Annotated in this window: 10 protein-coding genes; 3 read left to right on the forward strand and 7 right to left on the reverse strand. The window is 61.7% G+C overall.

What is annotated here, in order from left to right:
• Positions 1–6: 6 nt before the first annotated feature.
• On the forward strand, positions 7–1,713 hold the full coding sequence (gene nagE, locus ACHPFG_RS25900) for an N-acetylglucosamine-specific PTS transporter subunit IIBC (RefSeq protein WP_431700794.1): 1,707 nt from the start codon (positions 7–9) through the stop codon (positions 1,711–1,713).
• A 129-nt stretch (positions 1,714–1,842) separates the two neighbouring features.
• On the opposite strand, the gene ACHPFG_RS25905 is transcribed toward nagE, so the two are convergent.
• The 3 genes from ACHPFG_RS25905 to ACHPFG_RS25915 all read right to left on the reverse strand — a co-directional run bounded on the left by ACHPFG_RS25905 (position 1,843) and on the right by ACHPFG_RS25915 (position 3,535).
• The gene (locus ACHPFG_RS25905; protein WP_131697960.1) at positions 1,843–2,103 is read right to left on the reverse strand and encodes a DUF6124 family protein; all 261 of its coding nucleotides are present in this window, start codon (positions 2,101–2,103) and stop codon (positions 1,843–1,845) included.
• Between the two features lie 360 nt (positions 2,104–2,463).
• Entirely contained in the window at positions 2,464–2,913 is a 450-nt protein-coding gene (locus ACHPFG_RS25910; protein ID WP_131697961.1) for a hypothetical protein, read from the reverse strand.
• Positions 2,897–3,535: a DUF6036 family nucleotidyltransferase gene (locus ACHPFG_RS25915; RefSeq protein WP_431700795.1), complete on the reverse strand. Its 639-nt coding sequence runs from the start codon at positions 3,533–3,535 to the stop codon at positions 2,897–2,899. Before ACHPFG_RS25915 ends, ACHPFG_RS25910 begins: the two co-directional genes overlap by 17 nt.
• Positions 3,536–3,786: 251 nt before the next feature.
• On the opposite strand from ACHPFG_RS25915, the gene ACHPFG_RS25920 reads away from it, so the two are divergent.
• Positions 3,787–9,513, forward strand: coding sequence for a membrane-targeted effector domain-containing toxin (locus tag ACHPFG_RS25920; protein WP_431700796.1), 5,727 nt, complete (start codon positions 3,787–3,789; stop codon positions 9,511–9,513).
• Positions 9,514–9,607: 94 nt separating this feature from the next.
• Here the strand turns inward: ACHPFG_RS25920 and ACHPFG_RS25925 are convergent, their stop codons facing one another.
• Complete coding sequence (locus tag ACHPFG_RS25925) at positions 9,608–9,919, reverse strand: NGG1p interacting factor NIF3 (RefSeq protein ID WP_131697964.1); 312 nt, start codon at positions 9,917–9,919, stop codon at positions 9,608–9,610.
• A 4-nt stretch (positions 9,920–9,923) separates the two neighbouring features.
• On the reverse strand, positions 9,924–13,820 hold the full coding sequence (purL, locus tag ACHPFG_RS25930) for a phosphoribosylformylglycinamidine synthase (protein WP_259242899.1): 3,897 nt from the start codon (positions 13,818–13,820) through the stop codon (positions 9,924–9,926).
• A gap of 286 nt (positions 13,821–14,106) precedes the next feature.
• Here purL and mltF point away from each other — a divergent pair, with 286 nt between their 5' ends.
• Positions 14,107–15,567, forward strand: a complete 1,461-nt coding sequence (gene mltF, locus ACHPFG_RS25935) for a membrane-bound lytic murein transglycosylase MltF (protein ID WP_027605438.1) — start codon at positions 14,107–14,109, stop codon at positions 15,565–15,567.
• 49 nt (positions 15,568–15,616) lie between these two features.
• Here the strand turns inward: mltF and ACHPFG_RS25940 are convergent, their stop codons facing one another.
• Both ACHPFG_RS25940 and ptsP read right to left on the reverse strand, forming a co-directional pair.
• Entirely contained in the window at positions 15,617–15,895 is a 279-nt protein-coding gene (locus ACHPFG_RS25940; protein WP_431700797.1) for a PTS transporter subunit EIIB, read from the reverse strand.
• A gap of 2 nt (positions 15,896–15,897) precedes the next feature.
• Positions 15,898–18,423 carry a phosphoenolpyruvate--protein phosphotransferase gene (gene ptsP, locus ACHPFG_RS25945; protein WP_431700798.1) on the reverse strand — a complete coding sequence of 842 codons (2,526 nt, stop codon included), beginning with the start codon at positions 18,421–18,423 and terminating at the stop codon, positions 15,898–15,900.
• Positions 18,424–18,472: the final 49 nt, after the last annotated feature.

Below are 18,472 nucleotides of genomic sequence, written 5' to 3' on the forward strand. Positions count from 1 at the left end.
CCCGCCATGCACCAATTATTCATCGAAGGGCTGCAACGCCTGGGCCGCGCGCTGATGCTGCCCATCGCCATCTTGCCGATTGCCGGCCTGCTGCTGCGATTGGGTGACACCGACCTGTTGAACATCGCGGTGATGCACGATGCCGGCCAGGCGATCTTCGCCAACCTGGCACTGATCTTCGCCATCGGCATCGCCGTGGGCTTTGCCCGCGACAACAACGGTACGGCCGGGCTGGCCGGTGCGATTGGTTACCTGGTAATGGTCTCCACCCTCAAGGTGATGGACAGCAGCATCAACATGGGCATGCTCGCCGGTATCGCCAGCGGCCTGATGGCCGGTGCGCTGTATAACCGCTTCAAGGACATCAAGCTGCCGGAATACCTGGCGTTCTTCGGTGGGCGGCGGTTTGTGCCGATTGTCACCGGGTTTTCGGCCGTTGCGCTGGGGGTGATCTTTGGCCTGATCTGGCCGCCGATCCAGCACGGCATCAATAGCTTCGGCGTGTTGCTGATGGAAAGTGGCAGCTTCGGCGCGTTCGTGTTTGGCGTGTTCAACCGCCTGCTGATCGTCACCGGCTTGCACCATATCCTCAACAATATGGCGTGGTTCGTGTTCGGTACCTTCACCGACCCGGTCACCGGCGCCGTCGTCACCGGCGACCTGACCCGCTACTTTGCCGGCGACCCGAAAGGCGGCCAGTTCATGACCGGCATGTTCCCGGTGATGCTGTTCGGCCTGCCCGCCGCGTGCCTGGCGATGTACCGCAACGCCCTGCCGGAGCGGCGCAAGGTGATGGGCGGGATCTTCCTGTCGATGGCCCTGACGTCGTTCCTGACCGGGGTCACCGAGCCGATTGAATTCGCGTTCATGTTCCTCGCACCGTTCCTGTACCTGATCCACGCGCTGCTCACCGGCCTGTCGATGGCGGTGACCAATATGTTGAATATCCACCTGGGCTTTACCTTCTCCGGTGGGTTTATCGACATGGTGCTGGGCTGGGGCAAGTCCACCAACGGCTGGCTGGTGATCCCGGTGGGCCTGGCGTATGCCGCGATCTACTACAGCGTCTTCAGTTACTGCATCCGCCGTTTCAACCTGAAAACCCCGGGCCGTGAGGATATCCAGGTGGCGAAGGCCGAAGCGATGAGTGATAACCAGCGCGCCACGGCTTACATCCGGGCCTTGGGCGGTGCGGCCAACTTGCTCAGTGTGGGCGCCTGCACCACGCGCCTGCGGTTGGACATGGTCGACCGCAACAAAGCCGTGGATGCCGAATTGAAAGCCCTGGGTGCGATGGCCGTGGTGCGGCCTGGCAATGGGGGGAGTTTGCAGGTGGTGGTCGGGCCGCTGGCGGACAGCATTGCCGATGAAATTCGGTTGGCGATGCCATCGTTTGTAGCCTCTGCACCCGTAGCGGCTGTGCCTGTGGATAAGCCGGCTGCGGTGAATGTGCAGGAGGCCGAACAATGGCTGAGCGCGCTGGGCGGTCGGGGGAATGTGCGCCGGCTGGAAGCGGTGGCGATGACGCGGCTGCGGGTGGAGTTGGGCGATGATTCGGTGGTGTCCCAAGCTCAACTGTCGGCGTTGGGTTGCCAGGGTATGAGCCAGCTGGACAGCGGGGTCTGGCACCTGGTGATGGGTGACAAGGCGTCGGGATTGGGAGAAGCACTGGAGCGCTTGGTCAGTGGCCGTGACGTAGGCGCCAGGGTATAGAGCTGCGGTGACCGTACTGACCAATCGCGGGCAGGCCCACTCCCACATTTTGATCGGTGCCCGACTTGGCAATACGGTCAAATGTGGGAGCGGGCTTGCTCGCGAATGGGCCTCATCGGCGCCGAATTACTACTGCGCAGGCACCTCGGATAAATCCAGCACTCGATCCACCATCAACTGGATCCCCTCCACCATCCGGTGAATGCCCAGCACCGCATCACGCTGCGAGCCGTCGATGTCAAACGCCAGATGGGCCGCCAGCGCCTGCACGGACGCCAGGTCCTGGGATGCATTGGCAAGCAAGGTTTCGCTGTTCAGATGGGGCAGTACGGTGAAGAGTTGGTCGGTGGGTTGAGAGGCGGATGGGGGATTTGGACTGTCTTTGATCATGGTAATGCTCCTCAAATAATGGGAACTACCCACATCACTTGCAGATGATGGGTGGCAGCTGTGTGCGGGCCTGCAAGACCAAGGAAGGAGCATCCCGGGTAGACCCGAAGGTCTCCCGCACACAGCCACCATAAAAGCGATGACCATGAAAAGCGCCACGATTATAGCGGCGCTCATGAGCTCCAACATAACTTCGGCGGGCTTGCAGTCCCGATCGCTGAATGAGCAGCGACTGGCGAAGGTTAGTGAGGTGAGTTCCGAGGGACAACCTGAACACCTTGTGGGAAATCTCCGAGAGCTGAAGATATCGCAGACAATAAAAAACCGGCCTGAACCGGGTCCTCTGATCGCGACCAACGCTTAGGTAGATGCTGCCGCACGTTGTTGCGCCTCGTAGTGGCGGGTCTGAAAAGGTATCAATGCCTGAGCCTTCAAACCCAGCCCTTCACTCAACCCCCAAGACACTGCCAACTCATCACGACGACGGCGAAGCGCAACAGTACCTTGTGGTTTCACGTCTTGCCTGGAAGCAGAAAACAACTCAAGCGCCTTCAACGCCTCCATTACCCGACTGTCTGTCGCACACGAAAAACGCGTGAATCGCTCAAGCAAGTAGCCTGCGCGACGAAGTTCCACCTCACTGGAGTGTTCCTCCAGAAAAGCTCTCACCTCGCCCACAAGGTTCGCTTCCGAGTACCAAACCGCTTTCGCTGCACTGACAAGAGCAGTGTCATCAGCCTGATTCAAAGGTTCTTTGACCAGAGTCCCCAAGGCGCAAGAGAGGACTGGACCATCAAAAGGCTTCGTCAACTTCAGTGTCCAGATAATCGTGCAAAATATTGGTCAGAATGGATCTAGGTGGCTCTTTGTTACCAACATACATATCAATCACCTGCAACGCCAGCAGGCGGAACTCAGTGGTCACAATGAAGCCGGCCCTAAGCAACGCCATGATATCGCCAATGTCCTGATCAGTCGCTCTACCCAGTTTGGAAATTGCAATATCGATAGGCGCAGCTATACGCAGATGCAATGCAGACTCATCAGGAAACTCTTCGAGGGGAAGACTGCGTTCCCAGTAATCTTCGTGAAGCGGGCCAAAACCCGTGTTGTACTGAAGATCGTAATTCAGTTCCATTACACGGCCAGACTGCTGGTCGAAAAACTGCTCTGGAAACTCGGCCAGCAATGTCCGCAGACGCAGCTTGTCCTGAATATTCGCGCAATAAATCTCTGCATCCACGTCAGTGGAAACACGGTGGTGCGTATATAAATGAACAGCGCAACCACCGAATACAATGACCTTGACCGCGCCTGACGCGGCGCCCTCAAGCATTAACTCCACCTCGATGGACTTGAACATCGAAACCAATGCTTGCCCCAGTGCAGTACTCGTATTGAGTCTAGGAACGACGACGTCTGGTAACTCCATTATTGAATCTCAAGCCGGTGCAACGTTACTGAACGGGTCTTGAGTTCAAACCCCGATCACTGAATTGTCAGCGACCGGCGAAGGTTATTAAGGCGGGTTCCTAGGGACAACCTGAAAGGGTTGTAGGAAACATGCAGATTGTCGTCGGGTAGATTCATTCCCACAAATCAAAAAACTTACTTATCTACCTCTCTGCCAATGGCCCGCCTGCGCATGCTCAAGGTTCTTATCCCCGCATGGAGAGCGTACCTGTGAGCACAACCCCCCAGACCTTTGAAGGTATCAAAGGTCACCTCAATCAGATCGGGCACCACCTGCTCCAGATCGAAAAGCCGCTAGTGCCCGAACACACACCGTCTGCCGAACTGGCCTACCTGGAAAAAACCAACGGCATCCTGACGCGTTACCGCCAGCAGTTCCTGGCCAAGAGCCGCGCCCTCTATCAGGACATCACCCAGAGCGATTTGCTCGCCCGAGTCGAAGCACTCAAGACCACCTTGAATACGTATCTGCTGGCACTTGATCGCAATGAGCAAATTGATGGCAAGCCCCGCAAATCCTTCATGACCTTTGAAGCCGGCTACACGGCCCTGGCCAACGAAATGGCGGTCAGTGCCCAGGACCGCCTGCTGCATCCGCAACAACAGGCCATGCTTGAGCGCGTACCGCTGGGCGCTACGTTGCGTCCAGGCCTGTATGCACTGACCTTTCGTTATCAGGAGCAGACGGTTGAACTGGCCGGTGCCTTTGTCCTGACCGAAAATTCCAGCCCTGTGGTCGCTGATCTAAGCGCTGCGCCGACTGTAGGTGAAGTGATGCTGTTCACGCCCTCACACGGGATCGAGTCCTTCGGCTCGCTGGCGCAACTCAATACGCACGTGCTGCAAGGCATGGAGGATGCCGAGCGGCGACGCGACTTCATGGCGCTGTTGCCCGTGCGTTATCGCGATGTGACGCCCGCCGCCATCTGGCCGCTGGAACTGACGCCCATCCAGGACAAGCCGCTGTTTGAGCACACCTACAACGCCTTGGTCGACAAGCGCACCCAGGACATCGAGCGCGCCTTGAGCCTGGTGGACAACCCCGCCCACGCGGCGGCTCAGTTGATCGACGCCCTGGACCGTGCCATAGCGGGGGGGTTGCCGAATTTCAGCGCACGCCTGCAATGGCGCAGCCGACGTCTATTGGAGCGGCACCTGCGCCACAGCGCTCCGGACTGGTATCGCAGCGCCACCGAAGCTCGCCGCGCCGCACTCGCCGCTCACCTGGCGAGCTATAACGAGGCCCGCCAGCAGCTTCTCGACGTGCTCGGCCCGGTCACCAGCCCCGAAGCCCTGGCCCGTTATCGACTGTTGCAACACCTCAGCGATGAGCTGGACATCCACGACCTGGCGCCGGAACACCTGGTGATCAACACGCGCCGCTACGTGGACCCCATCGGCGAATACGAACACGACCGCAACCTGGTTGAGCTGGCCCTGCGCGGGCTGCACGCCGGTGATGATGCGCCGGGTTCGGACTTCCTGACCAAAACCACGCTGACCTACCAGGAGGCACCGCTGCCCGAGGCCTACCAGGACCTGACTCCCGCCTGGCTGGCGCAGGTACTGACCACCTTGCAGCCGCGTATCGAGTTCGGTGAGTTGCAGCAACAGATACATGCCAAACCTGTGGTCAGCCGTGCGATCGAAGCAATGCTCGACCAGCGGATCAACGCGCTGGCCTACACCGCGATGCTCCAGGGTCATCTCGGTGAAGAGGACTTTCAGTTGGTCCAGGACGTGCGCCTGGGCACCGACACGCGCCTGAGCGCCGCCACCCTGTCATTGCACGAAGCGCAGTTGCAGGACATATGGGTACTGCGCCAACGCGACGCCAGCGGCGCGATCATCCGCCTGTTGCTGTGCACGCCCGAAGCGCCACGGGAGCAGCAGTTCCAGGCTTTCGACAGCGAGGTCGCGTGCCAGAATCACATCCTCGGCTGGAGCCTGGACAACGGCGAAAAAAAACCGCCGGGCACCCTCACCGATTACCTGATCAAACGGGTCGCCCTGCGTTTTCGCAGGGCCATGAAGCGCGTCCTGAGCGGCTTGAGCTTCAAGGTTCAGGACCGCGAGTACACAGCGATCAGCTTTGGCAATGTCGGCAGCCACGCCGACTGCCTCAAGGCCATGTCCGCCCATGTGCTGGCGACCCGCCTCGACGACTACGCGTTCAGCACCCCGACCTGGTACCGCGCGGCTCACTCCGACACCCGCCGCAAGTTGTTGAAACTGGCCGAGGACAGCGAATGTGCGCTGCTCACCTACCAGGACTTTCCGCTGTCTGACGCGCAGTTTCCCAGCTTCGCTGACTACCTGCATGAACAGGCCAAAAAACGCCTTAACCTGCTGCTGGCACGCCCTCAGAACGATGTCGACCCCGACACCGTCTGGGCCTTTTCACCACCGGCGCTGCTCGGCTCATTGACCCCCGCGCCCATGACCTACACCCAGCTCTACCGCGACGGCTACGCCGACGGTGTGGGGTTTATCGACGAGAAGTTCTCGCGCGCCGCCCGGTTCAAAGGCCCCAAAGGGGTGGACCTGAGTGCGCTGACGGCAGAAAAAGTCGCCCGCTCGATCACCGGCACCTGGGTCGGCCAGCGTTACATCAACGAGGTCAGGCGCCGCCTGCTCAACGTTGGCAACGCGGACTATGACCTGCGGCGCAATGCGACGCTGAGCATCACCCAGCGCCAGATGCAGAGCGCCGCCCTGGAGTGCCGGCTTGAAGGCTACATCGCTGGTGTCGACTGGACCTGGTTGGAGCTCGCCATAGCCAGCATGGGTGACACCGCCACCGACACACGCAACACCTACGCCATTCATCGCCTGCTCATCGATGGCGAATGGGTGATGGGCAATTTCCTCTTCAGCCACGCCACTTTCCCGACGCTGCTCTACACCCCCAATGCCCCGGACGGCATCAGCTTTCGCGAGGCCAGGCAGTTCAACTACCTGCTGAAAAAGGTGCCCGGCATGGTCGGCTATTTCACCCTGCGGGTTGGCGCCCACTCCCAGGCCAAAGTGCGTACCTTTCTCGAAAATGCCAAGGCACAGCTGCCCGAGGACCTGAACAAAACCGACACCAGCCCGGCACGCTACGACACAATCCGTGCACAACCACCGCTGACGGATCTGCGTCGAGCACTGTACGACATGAAGCTGCAGCGCAAGATCGATGACGTTGAAGGCACCACGGCCAATCGCACCCAGATGATCACGGGCATCCTCTGGACCTGCGTGGAATGGGTCACTGCCATTGCTACCGCGCCGTTTCCCACCGTCAGCCTGAGCCTGGGCATGCTGCTGGCGTTCAAGGACGGCATGCTCGCCCTGAACGCTTATGAGCAAGGCGACACCGGGGCTGCCGTGGAACACTTGATCGGTTACGTGCTCAACAGCGCCGGCGCGGCTTTTACCGATCTGCGCCCGGCATTGGTTTCCCTTAGGCAACTGGCAAGACCGGCGCCGCGCGAGGCAGCCAAGAGCGCCGCCGCTGCCAGCGAGGCCGTGAAGCTGGTGCAACCCCTGCAAGCCCAGGCTCTTGCACCGGCAGACATGCAGGCGGTGCTGTTCGATGGCGAGTTGCTTTGGGCGAAGAACACCCCGGACCCGATCGGACGTTATTTGCTGTACCGACTCGATCCGCCTACCGGCAAATTGATCTCCACGACTCGCGTGGCTGCGCCTGATGCACAAGGGGTGTGGCGCCGCACCGGGGCCACGGGCGGCGCGCCCAAGTATGAAAAATTGCCGGACACACCGGAGCCGCTCAAGCCTTACGAGGTACCGGGGAAATACGCCAGCAAGCTGGAGTTGGCCCTTAACCCGCAGGTGCGAGCCGAAATCCTGTCACGTTCCGAATGGGAGTTCGGTACCACAAACGTCGGTCGGGGAAGTGGCATCAGCGACCTGCGATCCCTGCGCACGGCTTACCTGCAACAGGCCAAACGCTTGGCGACTGACGCCGAGGACTTTTTCAAGCACCTCGACCCGTTGCCGCCCCGTACCGCGCCCCCGGCCCTGGAGGCCAACACATCGTTTGCACAGCTGATTGCCAGCGACGCCTTCAGCGGCAACAAGAACCTGGTCATTGGCGCACTACCGGGCTCCATCGCCAGCAAACAACTGTTGATCACCCAGATGGACGCCTTGATTGAGCGCGGCTTCAAGCATGTGTACATCGAGTACCTGCCCACCGATGTATTCCGCCTAAAACTGGAGAAACTCAACAGCGGCAAATCCTGGCAGCATATCGAACGGCACCTCAGGGCCGTCGATAAAGCCCTCGGTTTCGCCGAGGATGCCGAGTACTCCTACGTAGCATTGGTGCGCAAAGCCCAGGAAAAGGGCATGCAGGTCAAAGCCCTGGACGCTTCCACGTCCTACCTGCTGGACGATGTGCTGCAAATGGGCGATACCCCACCGACCACGCCACGGGGTAACAGCGTCAGGAACTTCTACTCCCATAAAGTCATTGAGGCCGATGCCCTCAGCGAACAGGATGAACGTTGGATTGCCCTGGTGGATCACTCCCGCCTGCGTACCTTCGAGAAAACCCCTGGCCTGGCGGACCTGCAGGATGCGGTTGCGCTGCGCGTGGTGGATGTGGGCGCGGACCAACCGGCGGGCGTGTGGGTCGACGCCCCCGGCGCCCTGGCGGGTGACGCGCTGGCCAGGGGCGATTACCAGTTGGCCCTGCGAACCTCGTACAAAGCGCCCGAGCCGATAGCATCGTCCAACACAGTCACGGCGGCGGTGGCACATTACGACGACTACGACATTGCCCGCCCTCTCAGGGAAAGCATCGTCCGCCAGACCGATACCCGGCACGGGCTGGACACTCGCTACTTCCCACAGAACCCTGACCATACCGAGGCCTTCCTGGCGTTTCAAAACGCCAGGGCACGCCTGGTCACCGATGCAGATACCTACCTGGCCAGCCACGTACCCCCCGCCAGGCCCGATCCCTCCGTCCTCGCCTCACCGAAAAGCCCGGAGGCGCTGCTGGAGAACGTCCGTCAAAGCGAGTTCTCGGGGCTGGTAATCGGTGAAGGACACAGCGCGCAGTCCAGCAAACGCTGGTTGCGCGACTACATGAAAAAACTCAAGGACCTGGAATTCAAGACCCTGTACATGGAGCACCTGCTGACCGATATCCACCAGGAAGAGCTGGATATTTTTCTGCGTTCCCAGCGGCTGCCGGACAACCTCAAGCGCTACCTCACCCAGTTGGATCGGGGCCATATGCCAGGCTACAAAGGCAACGATACCTACACTGAGGTGATCCAGGCGGCGGCCAAACAGGGCCTGCGCATCCGGGCCCTGGACTGCACCGCCAGTTATCACGTCAAGGGCCTGGGGGATGCGGACGTCTCGCGCAACCAGCTGTTCAGTTACTTCGCCAACCAGGTAATCACGGCCGACCAGGCGGCACAGGGGTCTCACAAGTGGGTTGCCTTCATTGGCAGCACCCACACCAATACGCACCTGGGCGTGCAAGGCCTGGCGGAACTGCAAGGTGCGGTCAGCCTGCATGTCCGGGACACCGCCCCCGCGCTGGCCCGGAATATTCGTCCGGGTGCCTGGGAGTCGTTTGCCGAAGGGATGAGTCCGTACAGGAAAGCCTTGCGCAGCGACTTCATCCTGGACGCCGGTGTTGCCGGTATCAACGCCCCCGCCCCGTTCGTTGCGGTGGACAGGGCACGACTGAACCGGCCCGGCCTGTTCCTGATCGAACGCCCGTCGCCGTCGCAGAACAACGTGCTGCATCGCTCGCGCAGCGGGGAGATCGTGTCGACGCCAATCAAGGTCGACAACAACGGCCTGTTTTATGTCGAACGCTGGGAGCCGATGCAGGGCAAGCGTTTCAGCTACGAAAACATCTTGATCGATGCGTTGAAGGTGGAAGTGGGGTTGGTTCCGGCACCCTGAGCCACTGAGGCTTTGACGCGGGGTTCGTGACCGTCAACAAAAAAACCGCTGGCCAAACTGGCCCAGCGGGTTTCTTGTCTTTACCGTCGGCGGATCAGAAGTCCGCCAACTGCCACACGTCATAAGCCGGTGTCTCATAGGGGTGGCTGAGCTTCAACGCGGCGACCACCGCGTTGATCAACTCATCGGCCACTACCAGCTCAACCTTCCATTCTTCCACCACTTCAACCTGGCCAACCTGCCCGATAAACGGCTGGCTGCCGTCCAACGCGCGAAACTGGCCCTGGCCCAGCACTTGCCAGGCGCAGCTGTCGTAGTCGCCGATGCGTCCGCCGCCAACCGCGAAGACGGCGGTTTTCACCGCCTCCACATGGCTGTCGGGCACAAAGAAGGCAAGCTTGTACACGGCCTTAGTTCACCCATACGCGGGCGTTGCGGAACATGCGCATCCACGCACCGTCTTCGTTCCACTCTTCCGGGCGCCACGAGTTCTGCACGGCGCGGAACACACGCTCCGGGTGCGGCATCATGATGGTGACGCGACCGTCGCGGCTGGTGAGGCCGGTGATCCCGCGCGGCGAGCCGTTCGGGTTGGCCGGGTAGCTTTCGGTGACCTTGCCGTGGTTGTCGACGAAACGCATGGCCACGCAACCGGACAGGTCGGCTTCGAGCAAGGCTTCTTCGCTTTCGAACTCGGCATGACCTTCACCGTGGGCGATGGCGATTGGCATGCGCGAACCGGCCATGCCTTGCAGGAAGATCGAGTTGGATTCCTGCACCTGCACCATGGCGACACGGGCTTCGAACTGCTCGGAGCGGTTACGCACGAAGTGCGGCCAGAACTCGCTGCCCGGGATCAGTTCGTGGAGGTTGGACATCATCTGGCAACCGTTGCATACACCCAGGGTGAAACTGTCGTTGCGTTCGAAGAAGCCCTGGAACGCATCGCGGGCACGGCTGTTGAACAGGGCCGATTTGGCCCAGCCTTCGCCGGCACCGAGCACGTCGCCGTAGGAGAAACCACCGCAGGCCACCAGCCCTTTGAACGCGTCAAGGTCAACGCGACCGGCGAGGATGTCGCTCATGTGCACGTCGATCGCATTGAAGCCGGCGCGGTCGAACGCGGCCGCCATTTCCACCTGGCCGTTGACGCCCTGCTCACGCAGTACGGCAACTTGCGGGCGGATGCCTTTCTTGATGTACGGCGCGGCGATGTCCTGGTTGACGTCGAAGCTGAGCTTGGTGCTCAGGCCCGGGTTGTCTTCTTCCAGGATCACGTCGAATTCCTGCTCGGCGCAGTCGGCGTTGTCACGCAGGCGTTGGATCTGGTAGCTGGTCTCGGACCACTGGCGTTGCAGCAAGCGGCGCTGGCCGGCAAACACGGTGTCGCCGTTGAAGGAGATGTTGATCTCGCCGTTGTTGATCGGCTGGCCGATCACTGCCACGCAGTCGTCCAGGCCAGCGGCGCTGAACTGTGCGAGGACGTCCGGAGTAGCGTCCTGGCGAACCTGGATCACGGCGCCCAACTCTTCGTTGAAGAGGATGCCGTTGATTTCCGAGGCATCCTCGGCAACGCTGTCGAGCACGATGTTCAGGCCGCAGTGACCGGCAAACGCCATCTCGACCACGCTGGTCAGCAAACCACCGTCGGAACGGTCGTGGTAAGCCAGCAGGTGGCCGTCGGCGTTGAGGCCCTGGATCACGGCGAAGAAGGCTTTCAGGTCTTCGGCGTCATCCACGTCCGGCGCGTGCTTGCCGAGCTTGCCGTGGGTTTGCGCGAGGATCGAGGCGCCCATGCGGTTCTGGCCACGGCCCAGGTCGATCAGGATCAGGTCGGTGGTGCCCTTGTCCATGCGCAGTTGCGGGGTCAGGGTCTGGCGGATGTCGGTGACCGGCGCAAAGCCGGTGACGATCAGCGACAGCGGCGAGGTGACGCTCTTGTCCACGCCTTCATCGTTCCAACGGGTGGCCATGGACATGGAGTCCTTGCCCACCGGAATGGTGATGCCCAGTTCCGGGCACAGCTCCATGCCGACCGCTTTTACCGTGTCGTACAGACGCGCGTCTTCACCTGGGTGACCGGCGGCGGACATCCAGTTGGCCGACAGCTTGATGTCGGACAGCTTGCCGATGCGCGACGCGGCGATGTTGGTGAGGGTTTCACCAATGGCCATACGGCCCGACGCCGGGGCGTCCAGCAGGGCCAGCGGCGTACGCTCGCCCATAGCCATGGCTTCACCGGTGTAGACGTCGAAGCTGGTGGCGGTGACGGCAACGTCGGCCACCGGTACCTGCCATGGGCCGACCATTTGGTCACGGGCCACCAGGCCGGTGATGGTGCGGTCGCCGATGGTGATCAGGAAGCTTTTGCTCGCCACGGCCGGGTGGTGCAGCACACGTTCGATGCTGTCGGCCAGGTCCAGGGCGCTTGGGTCGAAATCATCGCCCAATTCGGCTTCACGTACCGCCGAACGGTGCATGCGCGGGGCCTTGCCCAGCAGCACTTCGAGGGGCATGTCCACCGGGCTGTTGCCGAAGTGGCTGTCGGTGACCGTCAGTTGCGGCTCGGCAGTGGCTTCGCCGACCACGGCAAACGGGCAACGCTCGCGTTCGCAGATGGCCTGGAAGCGCGCGAAGTCTTCAGGGCCGACCGCCAGTACGTAACGTTCCTGGGATTCGTTGCTCCAGATTTCGTGCGGGGCCATGCCCGGCTCGTCGTTTGGAATGTTGCGCAGTTCGAAGCGGCCACCGCGGTCGCCATCGTTGACCAGCTCCGGGAAGGCGTTGGACAAACCGCCGGCGCCGACGTCGTGGATGAAGCTGATCGGGTTCTTGTCACCCAACTGCCAGCAACGGTCGATGACTTCCTGGCAGCGGCGTTCCATCTCAGGGTTTTCGCGCTGTACGGAAGCGAAGTCGAGGTCTGCCGAGCTGGTGCCGGTGGCCATGGAGGAAGCCGCGCCGCCGCCCAGGCCGATCAACATCGCCGGGCCACCGAGGACGATCAGCTTGGAGCCGACCAGAATCTCGCCTTTCTTGACGTGTTCTTCACGGATGTTGCCCATGCCGCCAGCCAACATGATTGGCTTGTGGTAGCCGCGCACTTCATCGCCACGCGGGGTGGTGATGGACTGTTCGAACGTACGGAAATAACCGGTCAGCGCTGGACGGCCGAACTCGTTGTTGAACGCGGCGCCGCCCAGCGGGCCTTCGATCATGATGTCCAGCGCAGTTACGATGCGCTCAGGCTTGCCGTACGGCACTTCCCATGGCTGTTCGAAGCCCGGGATCTGCAGGTTGGACACGGTGAAACCGGTCAGGCCGGCCTTTGGCTTGGCACCACGGCCGGTGGCACCTTCGTCGCGGATCTCGCCGCCGGAACCGGTGGCGGCGCCCGGGAACGGGGCAATCGCGGTCGGGTGGTTGTGGGTCTCGACCTTCATCAGGATATGCACCGGCTCCTGCACCGCGCCGTATTGGCGGGTTTCAGGGTCCGGGAAGAAACGGCCGGCAACCGAGCCGACGATTACCGAGGCGTTGTCCTTATAAGCCGACAGAACGCCTTCGCTGTGCATCACGTAGGTGTTCTTGATCATGCCGAACAGGCTTTTTTCCTGGCTCTCGCCGTCGATGTCCCAACTGGCGTTGAAGATCTTGTGACGGCAGTGCTCGGAGTTGGCCTGGGCGAACATCATCAGTTCGATGTCGTGGGGGTTGCGCTTGAGACCGGTGAAGGCGTTGACCAGGTAGTCGATTTCGTCTTCGGCCAGGGCCAGGCCCAGTTCGGTGTTGGCCTTCTCGAGGGCGGCGCGGCCACCGCCGAGCACGTCAATCGCGGTCAGCGGCTTGGGCTCGGCGTGGCTGAACAGACCGGCAGCCTGTTCCAGCTGGCTGACGATGATCTGGGTCATGCGGTCGTGCAGGCTGCTGGCGATCAGCTCGGCCTCGGCATCGCTGAACCCACCTTCGACATAGAAAGCGATACCACGCTCCAGGCGCTGGATTTTCTCCAGGCCGCAGTTGCGGGCGATATCGCTGGCCTTGCTCGACCAGGGCGAGATGGTGCCGAACCGTGGCAGAACCAGGAACAAGCGGCCAGTCGGCTCTTGAACGGGAACGCTGGGGCCGTACTTCAGAAGGCGTGCGAGCACTTGCTGTTCGTCGGCGGTCAAGACGCCGGTAACGTCGGCGAAGTGAGCAAATTCAGCATACAGGCCTGTAACCGCTGGAACCTTCTGGCTCAGTTGCTCAAGGAGTTTGCTGTGGCGAAAGGCAGAAAGGGCAGGAGCGCCGCGCAGGATCAACATCTTCGGGACAGCCTCGGGAAGGGGTGTGCTTTGAGGCCGTGCATTCTAGCGTAAACCTGCGCCAACGGCACCCGAAACGGCACCGCTGGCCGCTGCCGAACGTCAGTTGGCACGGTTTGCACGGTATCGGGGCGCTATCCAAGGCATTCCGCGCAGTTATTTTAACCGTCACAATCGGCCCCCAGGCCACGTTTCTGCGGGCTGCAGCACAGTTTTTCCGGCGCTAGCAGACAAGTCCGCCGCTGTCGAGATATGGCGCCGTGGGCCGTTTGCGTATACTGCGCAGATGTTCTCCCCAACTGCTTTGCGCCCGCGATGCGCCAGATGGCTCATCGTCACCGGACTCTTCCTGATGCTCAGCGCCTGTGTTGATAAACCCAGCACGCTCGAGCGAATCAAGGAGGATGGCGTATTGCGGGTGATTACCCGAAACAGCCCGGCGACTTATTTCCAGGACCGCAACGGTGAAACCGGTTTCGAATACGAACTGGTCAAGCGTTTTGCCGATGACCTTGGCGTAAAGCTGGAGATCGAGACCGCCGACAACCTCGATGACCTGTTCGGCCAACTGGGCAAACCCAACGGTCCGGTGCTCGCCGCCGCCGGCCTGGTCAGCAGTGAGCAGCGCCAGCAACAGGTGCGGTTCTCCCACCCTTATCTTGAAGTCACCCCGCAGATCATCTACCGCAACGGCCAGTCACGGCCGACGAACGCGGCAGACCTGGTGGGCAAGAAGATCATGGTGCTCAAGGGCAGCACCCACGCCGAACAACTGGCGGCGCTTAAAAAGCAGAACCCGGCCATCGAATACGAAGAATCCGACGCCGTTGAGGTGGTCGACCTGCTGCGCATGGTGGACGAGGGCCAAATCGACCTGACCCTGGTGGACTCCAACGAAGTGGCGATGAACCAGGTGTACTTCCCCAACGTACGGGTGGCGTTCGACCTCGGCAATGCCAGCAACCAGAGCTGGGCCGTGGCGGCCGGCGACGACAACAGCCTGCTCAACGAGATCAACAGCTACCTGGACAAGGTGGAAAAGAACGGCACCCTGCAACGCCTTAAAGACCGCTATTACGGGCATGTCGATGTACTCGGCTATGTCGGTGCCTACACCTTCGCCCAGCATTTGCAGCAGCGGCTGCCCAAATACGAGAAGCACTTTCGCGCCTACGCCAAGGAAGAAAAAGTCGATTGGCGCCTGCTCGCGGCCATCGGCTATCAGGAATCGCTGTGGCAACCGGCGGTCACGTCAAAGACCGGCGTGCGCGGCCTGATGATGCTGACCCAGAACACCGCCCAGGCCATGGGCGTGTCCAATCGCCTGGATGCCAGGCAAAGCATCATGGGCGGCGCCAAGTACCTGGCCAAGATCAAGGACGAGCTGGACGACAAGATCGCCGAGCCCGACCGCACCTGGTTCGCCCTCGCCGCTTACAACGTCGGCACCGGCCATCTGGACGACGCGCGCATTCTGGCGAAGAAGGAAGGCCTGAACCCGAACAAGTGGCTGGATGTGAAGAAGATGCTGCCGCGCCTGTCGCAGAAGCAGTGGTACAGCAAGACCCGCTACGGCTATGCGCGAGGCGGCGAGCCGGTGCACTTTGTGGCGAACATCCGGCGTTATTACGACATCCTGACCTGGGTGACCCAGCCGCAGCTGGAAGGCAACCAGGTGGTGGAAGGTAATCTGCATGTGCCGGGTGTGGACAAGACCAAGCCGCCGGAAGACACCCCGCAGCTGTAAAACTGATCCTCCCAACACCGCCCCTCCCACATTTTGATCTCTACTTGGGTTAGAGGCCGGTGATCAGGTGGACCACTCCTCCCGCCAACACCATCACACCCGGCACACCCGCCGCTTTCAACGCCGCCTCATCCAGCCGGCCCGTATCCTGCAATTGCACCCTCACCCGCGTCAGCGCCACACGCTGTTGCGACTTGAGGTTATCCGCACCTCCCAACGCACTCAGCACCTCGGCCGACAACAGCCCCTGCGTCGGAGTCACCACCGTCTCGGCAATCAAATCCGGGGTCAGGGCTTTCCAGAACGCCCGCTGCAATTTCTCGAACATGCTCAGTGCTCCACGACAGGTGAGGTTTCAACGGTGGCCGCGTGGTACAGGCGCAAGGCCTCGCGCACCTGGGCAGCTTCTTCCAGGCCCAGTACCTGACGGGCGATGGTCTGGCAGTCGGCCAGGTCCAGCTCGCGCACGGTGGCCTTGATGGTGGGGATCAGCGGCACACTGACCGACAGCTCATCCACCCCCAACCCGAGCAACACCGGCACCGCCAGCGCTTCGGAGGCCAGTGCACCGCATACGCCCACCCACTTGCCATGGGCATGGGCGGCCGTGACGGTGGTGGCGATCAGGCGCAGCACCGCCGGGTGAAAGCTATCGGCCTGGCTGGCCAGGCGCGGGTGATCGCGGTCCATGGCCAGGGTGTATTGGGTCAGGTCGTTGGTGCCGATGGAGAAGAAATCCACATGGGGCGCAAACACATCCGCCATCAAGGCCGCCGACGGCACCTCGATCATGATGCCCAGTTTGGGCAACTCGCTGACCCCGAGGGCCTGGGCTTCTTCTTCCAGAATCTTGCGCGCCAGATGCAGCTCCGACAGCAGGCTGACCATCGGCAACATGATATGCAGGCGTGCCAGCCCGGCACTCGCAAGGATCGCGCGCAACTGTTCACGCAACAGCTCCGGGCGCTCCAGGCAAAGGCGTATACCGCGCAGGCCCAGGAACGGGTTGGTTTCACTGTCCATCGGCACATACGCCAGCGGTTTATCGCCGCCGACATCCAGGGTGCGCACCACCAGATTGCGCTCGGTGCCCAGGGCACGGGCGATGGCGCTGTAGGTTGCGGCCTGCTCATCCACGCTTGGCGCGCGATTGCGATCCAGGTACAGGAACTCCGACCGCAGCAGGCCGACGCCTTCGCCCCCCAGGTCCAGGGATTGTTCCACCTCCTGCAACGACGCGACGTTGGCGGTCACCTCGACGTGATGGCCGTCACGGGTAATCGCAGGCACGGAGGCCTGCGCCACGTCACGCTGGCGTCGCAGCATTTGCTGTTGGCGCGCAGCCTCCAATTGTTCGATCTCGGCCAGGTTGGGGTCCAGGTGCAACTCGCCCTTGTCGGCGTCGAGCAGGACCTGTTTGCCGTTGGCCAGCGCCAGCACTTCAGGCCCGACCCCACACATGGCAGGCAGGCCAAGGGCACGCGCCAGGATCGCGACATGACTGGTTGCCCCGCCGCCGACGGTGACAAACCCCAGCACCTTTTGGGTATCGAGGCTGGCGGTTTGCGAAGGCGTCAGTTGTTCGGCGACCAGGATCGCGCGGTCGGGCAGGTCCCAGGCGCGGTCTTGAATACCGAGGATCAGTTTCAGCACGCGCTGACCGACATCCGCCAGGTCCGCCGCACGTTCGGCCAACAGGGCATTGCCCAGGCCCTGGAACAGTTGGGCCGTGGCGACCGTGGCGCTGTTCCAGGCAAACGCGGCGCTCTTGCCTTCGGCCAGCAAGCCGTGGGCTTGTTCCAGCAGCGTCGGGTCTTCGAGCAATTCCTGATGGGCGCGGAAGATGTCCGCCTGGGCACTGCCTGCCGCCTGGGTGTGCAGGGCTTGCAGCGCTTCGTTTGCAGCCAACAGGCCACGCGCCAACGCAGCGCGTTCGAGGGTTTCTCCCGCCCCCTGTTCAGTCACCTTCAGCTCGGGCTCAGCGACCTGAACCACTTGACCAAACGCCGACCCCGGCGATGCGCAAACGCCTCGCAGCAGCGTAGACGACGATACGGGCCCGCGCGCTTCAAGCTGTGCAGCCGGCGCCGCAATGGCCTCGCCGCAGCCTTCAGCCAACAGCGCAACCAGCGCATTGATTGCTGCCTCGGCATCCTCCCCGGCTGCGCTGACTTGCAAGGTATCGCCCTGTACGGTTTGCAGCGCCATGATCGCCACCAGCGACTTGGCGTTGGCACTCTGGGTTTGCTTGTGCAGGTAAATGCTCGCGTTAAAACCTTTCGCCGCCTGGGCAAATACCGCTGCCGGGCGCGCGTGCAAGCCATTGGCGTTGGGCAAGGTCAACGGCTTGGAGAAGCGTGCATCGCCCCCCTCCTCATCGGCCTCCTCTACCCGGTTGCCGGGCGCTACCTGCAACACCGGTTGGCCCCGTTCCACCAGGCCGCTTGCCAACGGCGTGAACGGCTCGCCGCTGACCACCAGCATCAAGGTCAGCAAACTGCGCGCGTTGAGCGCCACGTAGTCGGCATCGAATTCAATCAGTGCTTGCCCGGCCTCCACCCGCTGGCCTTCCTCGACCAGGCGGGTGAAGCCCTTGCCCGCCAGGCTCACGGTGTCCAGGCCGATATGCATCAGCACCTGCACGCCGTTGTCGTCGGTGACGCTGACCGCATGCCCACTGTCCTGGATATTACTGATCACCCCGGCCAGCGGCGCACACAGGGTCTGCGAAGTGGGATCGATGCACAGGCCGTCGCCAATCATGCGGCTGGCGAACACCGGGTCAGGCACCTGGTCCAGTGCCAGCAGCACGCCGGATAAAGGCGCGAGCAATTCCAGGGGTTGAGTTGCGGTCATGACGTCACCTGCTGTTTTGTTCTGTAAAAATCCTTGGGTGGATGCCTAT

The organism is Pseudomonas sp. BR20, assembly GCF_050780135.1.
GTDB lineage: Bacteria > Pseudomonadota > Gammaproteobacteria > Pseudomonadales > Pseudomonadaceae > Aquipseudomonas.

Bases quoted from the DNA above. Each gene is read 5' to 3' on its own strand.
- nagE (WP_431700794.1), top strand. From the start codon at position 7: ATGCACCAATTATTCATCGAAGGGCTGCAACGCCTGGGCCGCGCGCTG.
- ACHPFG_RS25905 (WP_131697960.1), bottom strand. From the start codon at position 2,103: ATGATCAAAGACAGTCCAAATCCCCCATCCGCCTCTCAACCCACCGAC.
- ACHPFG_RS25915 (WP_431700795.1), bottom strand. From the start codon at position 3,535: ATGGAGTTACCAGACGTCGTCGTTCCTAGACTCAATACGAGTACTGCA.
- purL (WP_259242899.1), bottom strand. From the start codon at position 13,820: ATGTTGATCCTGCGCGGCGCTCCTGCCCTTTCTGCCTTTCGCCACAGC.
- mltF (WP_027605438.1), top strand. From the start codon at position 14,107: ATGTTCTCCCCAACTGCTTTGCGCCCGCGATGCGCCAGATGGCTCATC.
- ACHPFG_RS25940 (WP_431700797.1), bottom strand. From the start codon at position 15,895: ATGTTCGAGAAATTGCAGCGGGCGTTCTGGAAAGCCCTGACCCCGGAT.
- ptsP (WP_431700798.1), bottom strand. From the start codon at position 18,423: ATGACCGCAACTCAACCCCTGGAATTGCTCGCGCCTTTATCCGGCGTG.